Source organism: Streptomyces brasiliensis, assembly GCF_014647875.1.
Taxonomy (GTDB): Bacteria; Actinomycetota; Actinomycetes; order Streptomycetales; family Streptomycetaceae; genus Streptomyces; species Streptomyces brasiliensis.
The window spans coordinates 1-15952 of sequence record NZ_BMQA01000070.1 but is presented as its reverse complement, the minus strand read 5'-3'; the positions used below and the strand labels follow the sequence as shown (position 1 = coordinate 15952).

Annotated in this window: 15 protein-coding genes and 1 pseudogene; 7 read left to right on the top strand and 9 right to left on the bottom strand. The window is 67.7% G+C overall.

The window, feature by feature from the left end; all coding sequences use genetic code 11:
* Window positions 1-359: 359 nt before the first annotated feature.
* Window positions 360-1028, bottom strand: a pseudogene (locus IEZ19_RS51730) (transposase); the annotation flags it as partial.
* Window positions 1029-1059: 31 nt separating this feature from the next.
* Between IEZ19_RS51730 and IEZ19_RS42480 the strand changes: the two are divergent.
* Entirely contained in the window at window positions 1060-2730 is a 1671-nt protein-coding gene (locus IEZ19_RS42480) for a hypothetical protein (protein WP_189316755.1), read from the top strand.
* Window positions 2731-2737: 7 nt separating this feature from the next.
* On the opposite strand, the gene IEZ19_RS42475 is transcribed toward IEZ19_RS42480, so the two are convergent.
* From IEZ19_RS42475 to IEZ19_RS42460, 4 genes are all read right to left on the bottom strand, one after another.
* The gene (locus IEZ19_RS42475; protein WP_189316754.1) at window positions 2738-3001 is read right to left on the bottom strand and encodes a hypothetical protein; all 264 of its coding nucleotides are present in this window, start codon (window positions 2999-3001) and stop codon (window positions 2738-2740) included.
* 457 nt (window positions 3002-3458) lie between these two features.
* A complete protein-coding gene (locus tag IEZ19_RS42470; RefSeq protein ID WP_189316753.1) occupies window positions 3459-4718 on the bottom strand; it encodes an FAD-dependent monooxygenase in 1260 nt (419 codons plus the stop codon).
* Window positions 4719-5124: 406 nt separating this feature from the next.
* A complete protein-coding gene (locus tag IEZ19_RS42465; RefSeq protein ID WP_189316752.1) occupies window positions 5125-5505 on the bottom strand; it encodes a hypothetical protein in 381 nt (126 codons plus the stop codon).
* A 456-nt stretch (window positions 5506-5961) separates the two neighbouring features.
* Window positions 5962-6192 carry a hypothetical protein gene (locus IEZ19_RS42460; protein ID WP_189316751.1) on the bottom strand — a complete coding sequence of 77 codons (231 nt, stop codon included), beginning with the start codon at window positions 6190-6192 and terminating at the stop codon, window positions 5962-5964.
* Between the two features lie 361 nt (window positions 6193-6553).
* Here IEZ19_RS42460 and IEZ19_RS42455 point away from each other — a divergent pair, with 361 nt between their 5' ends.
* Entirely contained in the window at window positions 6554-6907 is a 354-nt protein-coding gene (locus IEZ19_RS42455; protein ID WP_189316750.1) for a hypothetical protein, read from the top strand.
* A gap of 223 nt (window positions 6908-7130) precedes the next feature.
* Here the strand turns inward: IEZ19_RS42455 and IEZ19_RS42450 are convergent, their stop codons facing one another.
* Window positions 7131-7865 (bottom strand): IS3 family transposase, encoded by a 735-nt coding sequence (locus tag IEZ19_RS42450; protein WP_189316749.1) that lies wholly within the window; start codon window positions 7863-7865, stop codon window positions 7131-7133.
* On the opposite strand from IEZ19_RS42450, the gene IEZ19_RS42445 reads away from it, so the two are divergent.
* Together IEZ19_RS42445 and IEZ19_RS42440 are read left to right on the top strand one after the other, a co-directional pair.
* Window positions 7860-8180, top strand: coding sequence for a hypothetical protein (locus tag IEZ19_RS42445; protein WP_189316748.1), 321 nt, complete (start codon window positions 7860-7862; stop codon window positions 8178-8180). The two genes, IEZ19_RS42450 and IEZ19_RS42445, sit on opposite strands and share 6 nt — an antisense overlap.
* Complete coding sequence (locus IEZ19_RS42440) at window positions 8177-8554, top strand: nuclear transport factor 2 family protein (RefSeq protein ID WP_189316747.1); 378 nt, start codon at window positions 8177-8179, stop codon at window positions 8552-8554. The genes IEZ19_RS42445 and IEZ19_RS42440 overlap by 4 nt, the downstream gene beginning before the upstream one ends.
* Before the next feature lie 271 nt (window positions 8555-8825).
* On the opposite strand, the gene IEZ19_RS42435 is transcribed toward IEZ19_RS42440, so the two are convergent.
* On the bottom strand, window positions 8826-10004 hold the full coding sequence (locus tag IEZ19_RS42435; protein WP_189316746.1) for an MFS transporter: 1179 nt from the start codon (window positions 10002-10004) through the stop codon (window positions 8826-8828).
* Window positions 10005-10193: 189 nt separating this feature from the next.
* On the opposite strand from IEZ19_RS42435, the gene IEZ19_RS42430 reads away from it, so the two are divergent.
* Together IEZ19_RS42430 and IEZ19_RS42425 are read left to right on the top strand one after the other, a co-directional pair.
* Window positions 10194-11045, top strand: a complete 852-nt coding sequence (locus tag IEZ19_RS42430) for a helix-turn-helix domain-containing protein (RefSeq protein ID WP_189316745.1) — start codon at window positions 10194-10196, stop codon at window positions 11043-11045.
* Window positions 11042-11713: an NADPH-dependent F420 reductase gene (locus tag IEZ19_RS42425; protein ID WP_189316744.1), complete on the top strand. Its 672-nt coding sequence runs from the start codon at window positions 11042-11044 to the stop codon at window positions 11711-11713. Before IEZ19_RS42430 ends, IEZ19_RS42425 begins: the two co-directional genes overlap by 4 nt.
* A 345-nt stretch (window positions 11714-12058) precedes the next feature.
* Here the strand turns inward: IEZ19_RS42425 and IEZ19_RS42420 are convergent, their stop codons facing one another.
* The gene (locus IEZ19_RS42420; RefSeq protein ID WP_189316743.1) at window positions 12059-12235 is read right to left on the bottom strand and encodes a hypothetical protein; all 177 of its coding nucleotides are present in this window, start codon (window positions 12233-12235) and stop codon (window positions 12059-12061) included.
* Between the two features lie 75 nt (window positions 12236-12310).
* A complete protein-coding gene (locus IEZ19_RS42415; RefSeq protein WP_373297140.1) occupies window positions 12311-13021 on the bottom strand; it encodes an IS6 family transposase in 711 nt (236 codons plus the stop codon).
* 182 nt (window positions 13022-13203) lie between these two features.
* On the opposite strand from IEZ19_RS42415, the gene IEZ19_RS42410 reads away from it, so the two are divergent.
* Complete coding sequence (locus IEZ19_RS42410) at window positions 13204-15633, top strand: bifunctional YncE family protein/alkaline phosphatase family protein (RefSeq protein ID WP_189316742.1); 2430 nt, start codon at window positions 13204-13206, stop codon at window positions 15631-15633.
* Window positions 15634-15952: the final 319 nt, after the last annotated feature.

Genomic DNA, 15952 nt, shown 5'->3' with positions numbered 1-15952 from the left:
TTCTCCCGGACGGTCGTCGCGGGCAGTGTGGGCTCTGGCGATGGGGGCGGTAGGAGCGTGATCGTCGTCGAGGTCACGACCTTGCTGCGATCGGGGCGGCCGTCCAGTTTTCTTTCCGCGTAACGGGAGATGGGTGACTTCACCTTGCGGGTGCTGACGCGGGTTCGCCGTGCGGGTGACAGTGCTGACAGGACTCGGCGGCCGATCTCTCCGATGCCCGGCTCGAAGGCTCCTTGCGCACATACCAAAAGGTCGCGGGCGGTTTGGAGGGCGATGGTGAAATTGCAGCGGTCGGGATCGGTGCCCGGCCTGGACTCCGCCGCCTCGACCATGGTGCGGCGCAGAAGCTGGTAGAGGGTGAGCAGGGCCCACATCTCCTGCTCGACGCCGACCGGGTCGTGCGAGCACAGGACACGTCCGTGCAGGATGGTGTGGCGCAAGGCGTAGTAGGCGCTCTCGTGCTCCCAGCGCTCGTGATAGAGGTGCACGAGGCGGTCGGCGGGGTAACGGCGGGCGTCCAGGAGCGTGGTTGCCAAGCGGTAGGAGCCGTCGAAGTTGCTGCCATCCGTGCAGGTGACGCTCACACGGGCTTCGATGATGCGCACCGGGACGCCGCCGATGACCGACAGGTAGGAGGAGTCAGCGAGTGACTGGAGGACCGGTGGGCGACGGCGCTGGCGAATGCGGCTCAGGACCTGTGCGCCGGTGGCGAGGAAGTCGTTGGCGTCGAAGCCCCGGTCCCACAGCACCAACATCTCGGGGTCCAGATGGTGCGACAACCTGGTGGCGTATGAGGTCTCGCCCTCCCGGGTGGGGCCGAAGACCGCTCCGATCACGGCTCGGGTGCCGGTCTCGACCAGTGTCATCAGCTCGACCTGGGGATAGCCGCCGTGCGGGCACCGCCCCAGCCAGCCCCGGTTGCGCTCGCTGTCAGGCACCTTGATCGAGCTGCAGCCGTCGAACGAAACCGTCCGATACGGGCCGAACCGTACCCCCGGCGTGGTCGGCTGGGCCAACGGTCCGGCCATCGTCGCTGAGATCCCCGTGCGGTATCGCTCCATGGCCCTGACTGATCTCGCCGAGGCCATGGACGACGATCCCCGCGTCCGGCGTGTCCTGGAGGAGGCCGACAAGCTCATAGCCGCGCTTCCTGCCGGCGAGACCGGACAGCACGCGAGGGGACTCGTGTTCCTGGGCCGCCAGTGGGTGGGCCTGGACCCGGCACGCGCGGTCCGCCATCTGGAACGCGCGAGCGAACACATCCCTCTCATCGAGGATGAGGACGCGTACCGGTGCGCTTATCAACTCGCCGAAGCAGCCGCAGCCCTGGCTGCGGCGGACCCCATCGAGGCTGCACGGCTGATGAGCGGGCTGGAGAGAGTCGTCGCCGAGCTCGACATCGACATCGATCCCCCATGGCTCCTGCCGCAACACCTCGGCGGTATCGCTCTGGCGGGCCAGACCGCTGACCCAGTGGCCGCAGAACGACTGCTGCATCAAGCGGAGTTGGCCGCCCAGCAGACCGAAGACTCCGCCACCGCACTCCGATTCCTCGCCGCTGAGCTTGCCGTGACAGACCTCCCGAGGGCCGAACTGCTCGTAGGCAGGATCACGCACGCGCGCAGCCGCAATGTCGGCTGGGCAACACTTATCGAGGCGGTCGGCGAGCACCGGCCTGACCTCCTCGACGAGGTCCTGGAGGACTCCGGGTTCGATCGCCCGGTCCGGCCCGTCGCTCAGGCCCCGAACCTCGATCCCGTGCCACCACCGCCCACCGGGCCGTCAGCGCAGCCCACTGTGCCTGCACGAGGAATTCGGCGCTTCTTCCGCCGTACGGCACCGCAGTCCGTCGAGACCGTCCAACCTGCTCCGCCCGTTGCACCTACCGCGCCCGCAGAGGAGGGCGATCCGTCTTCACTGTGGTGGGTTACCGCCGCGGCGGCGCCGTTCGCAGAGGACTGGGCCGAGCGAGTCGCCTCACGGATCATCTCGCCGTATGACCGGGCCACGGCCTTCCACGCCATGGCCGCCGCGGTGACCGAGGATCGGCCGCTCCGTGCCGAGCAGTGGCTGCGACGTGCCTATGAGCTGCTGGTGGAAAGCGCGAGGGCCGAGTCGGCGCACCCCTCCCCCGCGGAGATGGGGAAGATCGCGCAGGCGGCTGTCACCGTCGCCCCGGACCTCGCCAAGGACGCGGCCGAATACGTCGCGCGAGTCGACGACGAAGAACTTAAGCACATGCCCTGGCAACTCGTGGACCTGGCTAAGCACGTCGCGGCAATCGACCCGCATGGTGCGATCCGCATCGTCAGCCTCATCGAGAAGCAGGCAGACGCACCCAACGACACCGAGCGCCGCGGGATGGCCGAGGCCCAAATAGCTGCCGCTGCGACGCTGGCGCGGTCGAACCTGGGCCTTGCCGAGCAGACGATCCGGCGCGCGGCGCGGTCCCTCGCATCCATGAGCGACGAGCGGGCCGACTCGGTGGATTGGGATCCGGTAGCCCATCTGGCCGTGAAACAACGGGACACGGCCCGCAAACTCTGCCAGTGGGCACTGGAGGAGGTGCAAGGCGAGACACGCGACCAGATCAGAGTGAAGTTGGCCTGGGCCTTCGCCACTGTGGACCTCCCCCACGCGGAGCAACTCGCCGTGTCCATCGGCGACCGCTCCATCCGGGACTTGGCACTGTCCGGGATCGTGGACGACCTCGTGCCAGAGCCCGAATGAGATCGCTTCATCGGAAACCTTTCAGCCGCGGTACTGGTAGGAGCCAGCAACCGCCCGCCGCGCCCTGCCCCGGACACAGATCGCCTCCATGACCGGTGAGGCGGTCGACGCCGTCGCGGGCGGCCAGGGAGCTGGGCGGCCTCTCGCCCGCGCGGTGATCGCGGCGGATCGCGTCGAAGAGTTCGGTGCCCAGCTCGGTCATCGTCTGCTCCCTGGTCTCGGTCAGCGGGTTGTCGGGGTGGAACGGTCCTGCCGTGTGCTGCCCGGCCACCCGCGGGCTCGTCCTCGCTGCAGGCCGGGCTCCGCAGGCTCGTGCAGCGCGCAGGCGCGGGCTGCTTCGGTCACGGCCGCCTGGTCCCAGCCGCTCAGCCGCAGCGGTTCCTCCTCGCCGCGGAGGGGCCGGTCCAGGTTCCCGAAGCAGCCTCCTGCCTCGATGAGGTCTACGGCCCACGCCGGTGTCTCTGTCCAACGGCCGTGGTCTGTCCGGGTGTTGGCCCCTGGCGCGGTGGGGCCGGGCAGCTGGGTTGCCGGGCGGCCGGTGAGGATGCGCAGGGCCAGCGCCGGGGCGGCCGCATCGCGAGGGATGAGGAAAAGCACTGCGGTGGGGTTCGTGTCCTTCGGGGTTTTGCATCGAGTCGGCCGGGCCGAAAAATCGCCAGGGGGAATGAGGAATCACGGCTCGACAAGTTCGGTGGTCCAGGTTGCCGGGGCTGCCCTGTCCGGTGCCGTCACTGCTGGTGCCCCGCCGGTGCCGCCAGGGCCGCCGTGGTCGTGGCCCTCCTGGTGACGCTGCCCGTGCCGAGGGCCATCTCCCCGCGCCGCAGCGCCAGATACCTCCGCAGGCCCCTGTTGGCTTCCCGTCGTACCCCGCGCAGCACCGGGACCTGGGTGGCCCTGTGCAGCTGGTAGTGCCACGGCGCCTGGGCCCCCTGCCGTACCGACATCGCGTAGGCGAAGTCCACCAGATCCCGCTCAAGGTAATGGTCGAGATGCTCGAACCAGGCCATGCTCGTGCGGGCCGCGGCCTGCACGGGATGGAGCGCGGCCCGGCGGCGCTTGTCGTAGGCCTGCAAAGCGGCAGGCAGCTCTGCCTCCGTATACAGGCTGTGCGCGAGCTCGATCGCATCCAGCAGCGCCAGCCGGGTGCCCGAGCCCAGGGTGTAGTGGGTGGTGTGGGCGGCATCCCCCAGCAGCACCACGTTGTCGTGGCACCAGGTGGCGTTGCGTACCTCGGTGAAGTGCTGCCAGCGTGCCGCTTCCCCCCGGGACTGGCCAAGCAGCGCGTGGCCGTCCAGAGCGGAGGCGAAGATCTGTTCCAACAACCGCACACCGTCGGCGGTGTCGAGCGTATCGAGCCCCAGCCCCCGCCAGGTCTCCGGGGCGCACTCGACGACGCAAGTGCTGATTTCCGCGCTCGAGGGGTAGGCGTAAAACCAGATCCACCCGGCCGGGGTCGGTTCGAAGGCGAAGGTGAAGCGGGAAAACACCTTGTCGGTGCCCAGCCATATGTAAGGGTTGCGGCCGGCTTCCAGGCGGGTGCCGAAGTGGTCGCCGTGCACCTGGCGCACCCGGCTGTTGGCCCCGTCGCAGGCGACGATCAAGTCGGCGTCGGCGAGCTCGGCCAGGTCGTCGACCTTGCGGCGGTGCTGGACATCCACCCCCAGCTCGGTTGCGCGTCGGGTGAGGATGTCGAGCAGGGTGGCGCGGGCGATGCTGTAACCGTACCGGCCCAGATACGCGGTCTGTTCCCCGCGGCGGACCTCCTGGTCTTGCCACAGGGCCGAGGCCGCACGCACCGCCTGGGCGCTGTCGGGGTCGTTGCGGTAGAGGTGATCGAGCAGGTCGTCCCCATACCCCACGCCCCAGCCGTAGGTGGCCCCCGGCGGGTCGCGTTCGATGACGGTGATGTCATGGCCGGCATCGCGGCGCTTGGCCGCGATCGCGAAGTACAACGCGCCCGGTCCACCGCCGACGCACACGATCTTCATGGCGCATCCCGTTCCGGCTGCACGGCCGGGCGGCCGCATCGCGGTTGCGACACCCTGGTGCGCCGTCGGTGTCGGGTGGGGGCCGCCCAGCGGCGGAAGGGCGGTCCCGGCCGCCGTCCTCTGCCGGTCGTGTCCTTGGAGCAGTGATCGCATGGCTTCCTCTTCCCTGGGTCGAGTCTCTGAGTTGAATCGGCGGGTTGGGTCTTGGTGCCCGTGGGTCGGTGCGTGCCCGAGGGCCAAGAAGGGGACTGGGCCTGTGCCCGGCACCGGGCCCGCGGGTGCAGCGATCTCACACCTGAGGTGTGTCTGCCGCACCCGCGCGCCCGGGCCTCGGCAATCTCACCGGGGGCTCCTCGGAGTAGCCGCCAGGGCCAGGGCAACGTCGGTGCCGCCTGCCCCGCGTCGGCTACCCCCAGCTGTCGGAACTGCCCCAACTGCTGTCGGAGCTGCCCCAGCTACTCGAACTGCCCCAACTGCTGTCGGAGCTGCCCCAGCCACCGTGGTCACCCCAGCTGCTCGAACTGCCCCAGCTGCTGTCGGAGCTGCCCCAGCTACTCGAACTGCCCCAACTGCTGTCGGAGCTGCCCCAGCTGCTGTCGGAGCTGCCCCAGCTACTGGAACTGCCCCAACTGTCGCTGTCGTCGCCCCAGCTGCTGGCGCTTGCCACGGTGGTGGCGTGCGTCGTGGCGGGTGCGGCCTGGGCGGCGGCGCCGCCGCCCAGGAGCGCCCCTGCGGCGGTTACGGTGATGGCCGCGACCTTGGCCATCTTCTTACTCGTTCGAAACACGACCTGTCCTCCTTTCGGTGGATGAGCCTCGCTCCGGATCGGCGAGGTCGTGTTTCGAGTAAGCCCGAACGGGTCATACGTCGTCACGCCACTGAATGCCGTGACTTGACACCCGCAAATGATCTTGATATAAATCCGCGTCCCGCCCAGGCCAGCCCGGTGCCCAGCCCCGTGACAGCCCTGCCGCCCCCGGGACGGGCCCCTCGAGGCGCCAGCCCCGTAGACCAGCCGGACGGTCACCGCGACCCCTCCCTCCGCACCGGCCCCGGCGTCTTCGCGGTCTACCTGTACGCGGCCAGACCGAAGCTCGTGAAACGGATCATGAACCTGCTGCTCGCTTCGAGACCCCCGAACGCGAAGCCGCATGCTACGACGAGGACATGGCGGCCTACGCATGGCTCCCGAGCCGCACGCGCCGCACAGTGACCGACAGGCCTGACGGCCTCCTGGTCACGTTCAGCGACCCGCCGAGCAGGCCCTGACCCGCACGCCGTCCTCCGGCGCGACCTTGAGAAGGCTGGGGCTCAGCTCCGTGTACTGCGCGTCCAGGAACTCGGTGCCCGTGCCCGCAACGGCCTGGGACTGCCAGCTGCGGGCGATGCCGAGATGGGGGAACTGCAGAAGAGCGGGACGCGACCTTGGCCGCCAGCAACCGCACGCCGACCTGACGGCACTCCGCAACGTCAACCAACGCTTGATCGTGGAGAACAGCCGGCTTCTTGAAGCCGCGACCCGACACGCCTCCGCGGCGTAGCGCACGACTGGAGCAGGCGTCGCCGACCATCGGGACCTACTCCGCCTCACAGACCTGCTGAAGTACAGGCATGCGACATACCTCCCTGTCCAACGCGACGAACACTGCGACCGACCGCTGCGAGCCGACGGCGGTCCGGCGAATCTTGTCCGAGTGGTCCCGGGGACGGCCGAGCCGATGTAGGGAATACGGAATCACGATGCCGCGGGTGTGCGTTTCTTGTCCCAGACGAAATCGCCACGGGAAGATACGAAGTGTCAGTCCGTCAGCTGCTCTGGCGGTGGGAGGGTCGTTATGTCGCAAGGGTGGAAGATCACGGTCATCGTGGTGGCAGCAGTCGGCGTGGTCTCCACGCCGTTGATCTGGTTGCTGGACAGCCCCGACGCGGGACAGCTGACCGGGGCCTCCATCCAGGCCGCCGTCGGCATTGCGGCCCTGATCTGGGCGTTGTTCCAGTATCCAGGTAGCCGCCCGGACGACACGGCCGTCCACAGCGGACAGGCCCGCGCAAGTCGGGGGGGAAGGGCCGTCACGGGCATCAGGCGCCCGCAGGGCATGGGCAACGGATCAGCGAAGGCCGAAAGGACCGGCAACGCCACCGCCGACAGCGACGGCAGCAGCGCCGTCAGCGGCATCGACTACACCTGACCAGCTCGATGGCGCAGAGTACGGAAAGTGAGGGGGATCGTCGCGTGGGCGGAGGCGACAACCACCCAGAGGGCCCTGGGGGCGCCGCACAGGTGGCGGTGACTGACACCGGGAATGCCACTGCCGCATCTCAGGCCACAGCGGTGACCGGCTATCGCGGACCGGCGCCCGAAATCAACATCGCCCCCGCTGTGAGCTTCCCCCGCTGTGCGAGAGGTGCTGATCAGCAGGTCAGGGTGGGTTGACGGGGTTTCAGGTTCGTTCGTTCGGCCGTTGCCTGGTCGGCGTAGTACTTCTCCTCGAACTCGATCGGGCTGAGCCATGCGAGCCGTTCCTGAATGCGCCGGGAGTTATAGAAGCCGTCGATGTACTCGAAGAGCGCGAGGTTCGCCTCGGCCCTGGTGGCGAAGGTGCGTCCGCGCAGGCCCTCCGTCTTGATCAGCATCCACAGATTCTCCGCCAGGGCGTTATTGTACGAATCCCCGACCGACCCTATAGATGCCTCGATACCCGCCCGCATCAACCGGGTTGTGAGCTTGATGGACGTGTACTGACCAGGTTCAACCAGACAGCCGTGGTCGGCGTGGTGAATGAGCTGTCCGGGCTCCACTTCACAGCTGGCAAGGGCGTACTCGAGCGTGGTGAGGACCAGGTCGGCGTCCGCGCGGGCGGAAGTCTCCCAGGCCACCACCCGCCGCGAGAACGCGTCCCGGATCGCGGAGAGCCACAACGGACCCTCGCCAGCGGGGACCACCGTGAGGTCGGTGACCCACAGGCGGTTCGGCGCCGGCGCGGTGAAGTCCCTGTTCACGAGGTCCGGGGCGAGCGTGGCCCTCGGGTCGCGGCGCGTGAAGCCCTTGCGTCTGGGGCTGACGCCCGCCAGCCCGTCCTCGCGAATCAGTCGCTCGACCCGCTTGCGGCCGACATGGATGCCCTCGCGCTTGAGGACGGCGTGCACGCGCGGAGAGCCGTAGATCCCGCCGGAATCGGCGTGCTGACCGACCGCGGACCGGCCTACCACGCCGACGGCTACCACCAGGCGCCCGGCCCGAAGTCGCTGCTCACCCTGCACGGGGCCGAGCACATGCTCGGCGGCATCACAGGCTACGACACTGTCGAGACCACCGACGAGGACCCGGAGCGCGTGGCCGTCATCCAGCGGATGACCTGGGCGTTCCTGCATGACGCCTTCACGTCCGACGGCTCGGCATGGGCGGCGGCGACGTCCGCGTTCGCGAACCTCCCCACCATCGGCCAGCTGGAAAGCAAGTGAGTCCCACGCCTGTCCCCGACTGGTTCGCCGCAGCGCTGGACGCGCTGCGGCGCGCGGACACCACCGCCTTCGTCGAGATGTACGCGGACGACGCGATCCACGAAGTCGTGCTTGCACCCCAGGGACGTCCGAGCGAACTGGTCGGGAAGACCGCGATCGCCGAGTACACGGCGCTCCTGCCCCAGGTCGCTGAGTTCACCGCCTTCGAGGGCTTTCGCTCGCACGTCAGCGGTGACGTGCTGATTGCCGAATTCACCAGGACCGGCACTCGGGTTGGCGCCGGTGAACCGCTCCGGCTCGCGTACGTGTGGTTCATTACTCATGATCACGGCAGGGTCTCACGGATTCGTGACTACACGATGCCCCGCCCGTAGAGGCGCTGACCCACACAGCGGCGTATCGGGCCGACGCCGATGTCGTCGGCCCGTGGCGGACAGCTCCTCCCCTGCCATCCGGGGCCGGTAGGGCGCGTGTGTCATTGACATTCACAATCGCCTCACCACCAGGCTGAGGCCGGTGGTGAGGCGATTGGTCCAGGTGGCAGGTCCGGGCGCGCCGGCGCAGACCTGTCAGTGATGGTGAGATTCGACCAGGACGGGGGCCAGCGGTGTCTGTACACCGAGGCGTGGCCCATGAGGGTGGCCGTTACCGGCGCAAGGCCGAGAGCAGTGCGGCGCCCGCGATCGCTGCGATACCGCCGATGAGCATTGGCGTGCTGTCCGTGGCGAGGTCGACGAGAACGCCGCCGGCGACCGCGCCAACGGTGATGCCGATGTTGGAGGCGGTCACAAGGACCCCGCCGATCTGCTCCAGCTGTGTCGGCTGGGTCCGGGATCCCCAGCTCATCAACGTGGTCGGCACACCCCCGAACCCGAAGCCCCATACCGCTGCCGCGGTGAACAGGCCGGCGATCGAACCGCCGGCGACGAACATGAGGAGCATCCCGGCGCCGAGCACTCCCGGGAACAGGAGCACACCCGCTCGTGGCGCACGGTCGGCCAGGGGGCCGCTGAGAGCCGTGCCGAGGAAGAGAGCGACGCCGAACACGAGCAGCAGCACGGCGAAGCCACCACCATCGATCCCGGACAGGCTCATGGCGGCCGGTCGAATGTAGGTGAATCCGCTGAAGTGGCCGCTGAAGATCAGCAGGACCGCGAACAGGCCGGCGAGGACGATGCCGGAGCGCAGCACCGACCCGAGTGCTCGCAGTCCGCTCGACGCGGTGGGCGCGATATGGGGGAGCACCACCGCCTGCATCAGCAGCGCGAGGACCGCGACTGCGGCGCCGAGCAGGAACACTTCCCGCCAGCTCCATATCTCGCCCAACCACGTGCCCAGCGGTACGGCGGCGACGGTGGCGACCGAGACGCCGGAGTTGATGACGGTCAGTGCGCGGCCGATATGGTCGGCGTGCACCAGGTGCGCGGCCATCGCGGTCGCCATCGCCCAGAACCCGCCGAGCGCGATGCCCAGCAGGAGCCGCGCGGACAGGAGCACGACGAGGTTGGGCGCGAAGGCGACGATTACGTCCGAGACGGCAGCCAGAAGCGTCAGCCCGATCATGACTCGTCGCCGGTCGGCGCGCGGCAGGACCACCGAGATCAGCAGAGCCGACAAGGCGGCGGAGAACGCGGTGACGCTGACGGCCTGTCCCGCTTCACCCGACTTGACGCCGAGGCCGGCGGCCATACGGGGGAGGAGACTCGCAGGCAGGAACTCCGACATGATGATCGCGGAGATCCCCAGCCCCAAAGAGGCGACAGCTGCCCACGACGAGGACTCGCGGGTGGTCGACGTCACGGCGGATCCGGTCGATACGCTCATCGGTGCCCTACCTCTGTACGCGCTCCGGTGATCAGTGAGACGGTCATGTGCGTCCTTTCAGGTGTTCAGCGGCCCGAAAGGGCCGCTGAACACGCTATGAACAGCCGAGATGCACACCCAGAGTCCCCTGTAGCCTGGGGTCTGACAGGGCCCCCTCTGATGCCGCCGCAGCGACCTAGACTCAGTTGCATGGACGAATCCAGCAACGCTCTGGGGGCCTACCTGCGGGCCCGACGCGACTTGGTGACGCCGCAGCAAGCCGGGATCCCCGAGACCGGTGTACGGCGTGTGCCGGGACTGCGGCGGGAGGAAGTGGCCATGCTCGCCGGCATCAGCGCGGACTACTACCTGCGGCTGGAACGGGGCCTGGACCGCAACCCGTCACCCCAGGTGCTCGAGTCGATCGCTCGCGTCCTGCACCTCGACGACGAGGCCCTCGCCCACCTGCTCACGCTCGTCAACGGCGTTCCCCGGCGGCGCAGACGCCGACCGCGTCAGCAGACTCCCCCGCCGGGTGCGCTGAAGCTGCTGGCTTCCCTCGTCCAGCCCGCGTTCATCGAGAACCGGTACTTCGACGTCCTGGCGTCCAATGCCCTGGCCCGAGCCATCGACCCCCGTCTGGCCGTCGGCGGCAACCAGCTCCGGGACATGTTCCTCGACCCAGCGGGACAGGCGCTGTACCCGGAGTGGACGGTCGCCACGGAATGCCTCATGGCCAGCCTGCGGCAGGCCGTCGGCAACGACATCGACGACCCCCGCTTCATCGAACTCACCGGAGAGCTCACGCTGGCCAGTCCCCGGTTCCGTCAGCTGTGGGCCAAGCATGAAGTGCGGGGGCAGACCGCGGGTGTCGTCCGTTTCAACCACCCACAGGTCGGGGACCTCGCCCTCAACCGGGAGCGCATGAGCATCGCCGGTGCCGAGGGCATGATGCTCGTCGTGTTCCACCCGGAACCCGGATCCAGCGACGCGGACAAGCTGACGCTCCTGGCCTCTGCGGCCATCCCCTCCCCGGCCACCTCGCACAAGGAGCTCGCGTGACGACGATAGGCATCATCGGAGCAGGCACGGTCGGATCCCAGATCGCCCGCGCAGCGATCGCCAACGGATACACCGTCGTCATCGCGAACTCGCGCGGCCCGGAAACCCTCACGCGTCTCATCGCCGACTTGGGGCCGTCCGCACGTGCCGCGACCGCCGCACAGGCGGCCACGGCCGGCGACTTCGCCGTCATCGCCGCGCCGCTCAGACTCGTCGACACCATGCCCGCCGAGGAACTCGCCGGCAAGATCGTGCTCGACACGAACAACTACACCATCTATCGCGACGGCCATTTCCCCGTGATCGATTCAGGGGAGAAGACCATCCATGAGCTGCGGCAGGAGCAACTGCCGAAATCGAAGGTGGCCGCGGCGTTCACCTGCATCCGGGCCACGATCCTGTTGCACAGGAGCCGGCCCGCCGGGGCCCCGGACCGCCTGGCGCTGCCGGTCTCGAGCGACTTCCCCGAGGCGGCCGAGCTGGTGACCCGGCTCAACGACCAGTTCGGGTACGACACCGTCGACAGCGGCCCGTTGAGCGAGTCCTGGCGGTTCGGCCCCGGTACCCCCGCGTGGCGCCGTGCCGATGGTACGAGGGAGGGGGGACAGGGCCGCGAGGAACTTGTCCGCAACCTGAAAGCAGCGACCCGGCCGCGACCGGAACATTAAATGATCTTGGTCGGCCGCTCCGCCAGGTGGCGGCCGGGTCACCGCCGGTCCCTTCACTCGGGAGGTCAAGACCCGCAGGACGGGCAGGCCCCGCGCCGTCTCATCCGCCGTGACCAGGTGCACCCGACGCGTCCCGTCGGTCAGCGACTCGACTCGCGCGACGGACACCCCGTCAAGACCGAGCAGCAACGTCGTATCGTTGACCAGGCCCGTGGCTCCCCAATGATCCTTCTGCGTAGAGAACAGAAATGATCACTCAGGACCACGGGCGCCCTGCGTCCAGGGGCCAGTCCCGCCATACACACACCGTCACGAACAGTCAGCGCACCTGACGGGACACACCGCTCAAGTTCGAAGACCCGCGATGCGACCGTCGGCGGTGAGCGATCCCTCCTGTGCAGAGATCGTCGCCCACCGCCGGTACATGTTCAGGTAGACGTCCTGCACAGCGTCTTCTGCGCTGTGCAGGACGCCCGCCTCGACCCGGGCCAGTCGGGAGAACGCCTCGATGGGCGCTGTCACATTATTGTAGTTGAGTGATGCTGACAGCTCGTCAGGCCTGGTATCGCCTCATGTTGCCCCGGCGGATGGCCGTTGTCAGACCGGTGCAGCCGTGCCGGTGGCCTGCTTCCAGGTGGTGAAGCGCTGGTTCATCTCGGTGCGGTAGCCGGGTGCGGTGATGCGGTGGCGTCGGGGTCGGAAGTGGGATGAGATGCCGCTGAACGCTGACAGAAACCGCTGAGCGTGGCCGGGCGAGGTGAAGCGTTTCATCGCCCGTTCGCGCTGGCGGGTCGGCTGGTGCGAGTTCTCGGCCCGGTTGTTGAGGTACTTCGAGGTGCGGTGCTCCCCGCCCGGCATGACTTGGCGGTGGGCTGCGCCGTAGGAGCGAGGCTTGTCGGTGACCACCACCCGCGGCGTGTACTCCAGATCCTTCGGGAGCCGGCGGAAGAACCGGACAGCCGCCTGCGTGTCGCGTCGGGGCTGGACCAGGATGTCGAGGACGTTGCCGTCCTGGTCCACGGCCCGCCATAGGTAGTGCAACCGGCCGTTGATCTTGATGAAGACCTCGTCCAGGTGCCACTTGTCCCCGGGCATCGGCCGTCGCCGGCGCAGGAGGTTGGCGTACTGCTGCCCGAACTTGCCACACCAGCGGCGGACCGTCTCGCAGGAGACGACCACACCGCGCTCAAGCATCATCTCCTCGACCTCGCGGAACGACAGCGGGAAGCGGAAATACAGCCACACGCAGTGCGCGATCACCTCAGCCGGGTACCGATGCCCCTTGTACAACGGCGGCGCACTCTCCACGGTGATCCCCTCCCTGCACGGCCAACCACAAGACCATCCCACGCGCCAGCCAACGTGACAGTGCCCTTCCGGGCTTTCACTGATTCACCTGAATGCCCGGTGTGGCAAGAGCGGTTCAGTAGGAATAGTCCTCTCAGCACCAAATCCACGCCACACCGCCGTGCACAAAAGGTGAGAAGCCAATGGCCAGGTCGGACCCCCTTATATTCGCTATCGCCGGTGCAGCTCTGGCCGCTGTCGCCACCGCTGGGGCGATCAGGGCCGCGGTCGGCGCCGCACCCGCCAGAGTCGACGGTCCGTTGGCCGTGGAAACGCAGCAGATCGCTTCATCCGTGTTCGCTAACGCCAACAAGACCGCCGGTCCCAGCGAAGACGGCACTGCAGTCACACCCATTGGATACCGGGTCATACCAGCAGGTGACCAGACCCGCCTCGGGCACCTCCCGCTGAACGCAGCTCTTCACCCCGACGGTCGCTATCTGTTGGTGACCAACAACGGTCAGGGCGTTCAGAGCCTGCAGTTGGTCGACACGCGGACGAACGAGGTTGTCCAGACACTGTCGTATCCGTCGCCGGAGTCGCTGTACATCGGCCTGGCGTGGAGTCCGGACGGCAAGACCGCTTACGCCAGTGCCGCGGCGAACTCCAAGATCCGGGTGCTGTCGTTTGCGGATGGCCGGCTCACCGAGGGCGATCCCATCAAGCTGCCCACCAAGGCCCCGGACGGCAAAGCCGTCACGCTTTTCCCGGCCGGCCTGGCCATCACCCCGGACGGGAAGAAGCTGGTTGTCGCCGATCAGCTCGGTAACGCCGTAACGGTCGCCGGCACCGCCGGAGGGCAGGTGCAGACCGTTGCCACAGGTCATCGGCCGATGTGGGTGACGCTCAGCAAGGACGGGCGCACTGCCTACGTGTCGAACCAGGGCGCCGACACCGTCAACATCGTTGATGTGGCAGGCTCCGCACCCCAGGTGACGGGGCAGATCAAGGTGGGTCTGCATCCGAACAAGTCAGTGCTCTCCACGGATGGCCGGAGACTGTATGTCGCGAATGGCGACGCCGACAGCGTCAGCGAGGTGGATCTCGCGACCAAGAGCGTGACGCGCAACTTCTCCATGTCACCGCCCAAGAAGGCGCTCATCGGCAGCAACCCCACGGGTGTGGCCCTGGACGGTGCAGGCAAGCGGCTGTTTGTCACCAACTCCGGCAACAACACGGTTTCGGTGGTCGACCTGACCCGCGGCAAGGTTCTGGGGCAGATTCCTACCGGCTGGTACCCCAGTGCGGTGATTTGGCACAACGGCCGCCTTCTGATCACGAATGCCAAGGGGCTGGGGGCGGGCCCGAACAACGGTCCTGGATATCCCAACCCTGAGCGCTCAGGCAGGACGTCACCCAGCCAGTACGTTGGGTCGATGATCGTCGGCACGCTGAGCAGTGTGGACGTGTCGGACTCGGGTGAGCAGCTGGATGCGTACACCCGCCAGGTGGAGCGCACCGCCACCCCGGTGACCAGGGGCGGCGATGCAGTCGTGCCGCGCAAGCCCGGCGATGAAACTCCCATCAAGCATGTGATCTACATAGTCAAGGAGAATCGAACCTACGACCAGGTGCTCGGCAGCCTGGAGAAGGGCAACGGCGACCCCAGCCTCAACTTGTTCGGGGACGAGTCGGCACCCAACACCCGCGAGTTGGCGCGGCGCTTCACCACCATCGACAACTTCTATGCCGGTGGCGAGGTCAGCGCCAACGGCTGGAACTGGGTGGCACAGGCCAACTCCAACCCCTACACCGAGCAGATGTGGCCCGCACGATATTCCGGCCGCAAGGGCATCTACCCCAGCGAAAACAACGCCCCGGAGAACGCTGCCCAGGGCCCCAAGGACTCCTATCTCTGGCAGCGCTTCGACAAGGCCGGTGTGAGCTTTGCGAACTTCGGCTTCTACGTATCGCGCAAGGGCAACGAGTACCACGGGGCGGATCCGGTGCTCGACGCCCGGACCGACCATGCCTTCCAGGGCGACGACCTGGCCTGCCCCGACTCGGCGGGGACCTTCACCCCGAAGAAGTCCAACTGCCTGACCCCGCGGGTCGACCGGTGGCTCAAGAGCTTCCGCTCCTACGAGGCCAAGGGTGAGATGCCGACCGTGCAGTTCGTGAGGTTCGGCAACGACCACACCTCCGGCACCAAGCAGGGCCAGCCGACGCCCAAGGCGATGGTGGCTGACAACGACTACGCACTCGGCCGGCTGGTCGACGCGGTGTCGCACTCGAAGTTCTGGAAGGACACCGTCATCTTCGTCACCGAGGACGACGCGCAGGACGGACCGGACCACGTCGACGCCCACCGCACGCCGGCCCTGGCGATCAGCCCCTACACGCAGACCGGGAAGGTCGACTCGACCTTCTACAGCATGGCCTCGATGGTCCGCACCATCGGCCTGTTCGCCGGGATCGGCCCCCTCACCCAGTTCGACGACTCCTCCACACCGATGAGTGCGTCCTTCACTGACAAGCCCAACTACCGGACTTACTCGGTGATCAAGCCGACGTATCCGATGAACAGCATCAACGACCCCGGCGTCCTAGCTCAGACACCAGGGGGCAAGTAACCCGATTCCGCACAGAACTTCAGGTCATCCGCCTAGATTCGGGCACTGCCCGATTCCGCGGCTTGGAATGCCGCGTCCCTGCGCTGGATCGTGGCCCCTCCGGACGGAGAACTGACGCCGACGGGCAACCGGGCGGTCGGCGCCATGGACGTGGCCATGGTGCGCTGCACGCACCACGCAACCTGCGTTCGGCAGCGTTCTCATCGTGATGTGAGAATTCAGCCCCGGAGTGACCGTGCAGCGGTATACCTGATCTATCTCAGCCTCGATCCGCCGCGTGAATTCTGAGCACGGGTGTCGGGCGGGTTCCGGGTGTTTC

Bases quoted from the DNA above. Each gene is read 5' to 3' on its own strand.
- IEZ19_RS42480 (WP_189316755.1), top strand. From the start codon at position 1,060: ATGGCCCTGACTGATCTCGCCGAGGCCATGGACGACGATCCCCGCGTC.
- IEZ19_RS42470 (WP_189316753.1), bottom strand. From the start codon at position 4,718: ATGAAGATCGTGTGCGTCGGCGGTGGACCGGGCGCGTTGTACTTCGCG.
- IEZ19_RS42455 (WP_189316750.1), top strand. From the start codon at position 6,554: ATGTCGCAAGGGTGGAAGATCACGGTCATCGTGGTGGCAGCAGTCGGC.
- IEZ19_RS42435 (WP_189316746.1), bottom strand. From the start codon at position 10,004: ATGAGCGTATCGACCGGATCCGCCGTGACGTCGACCACCCGCGAGTCC.
- IEZ19_RS42430 (WP_189316745.1), top strand. From the start codon at position 10,194: ATGGACGAATCCAGCAACGCTCTGGGGGCCTACCTGCGGGCCCGACGC.
- IEZ19_RS42410 (WP_189316742.1), top strand. From the start codon at position 13,204: ATGGCCAGGTCGGACCCCCTTATATTCGCTATCGCCGGTGCAGCTCTG.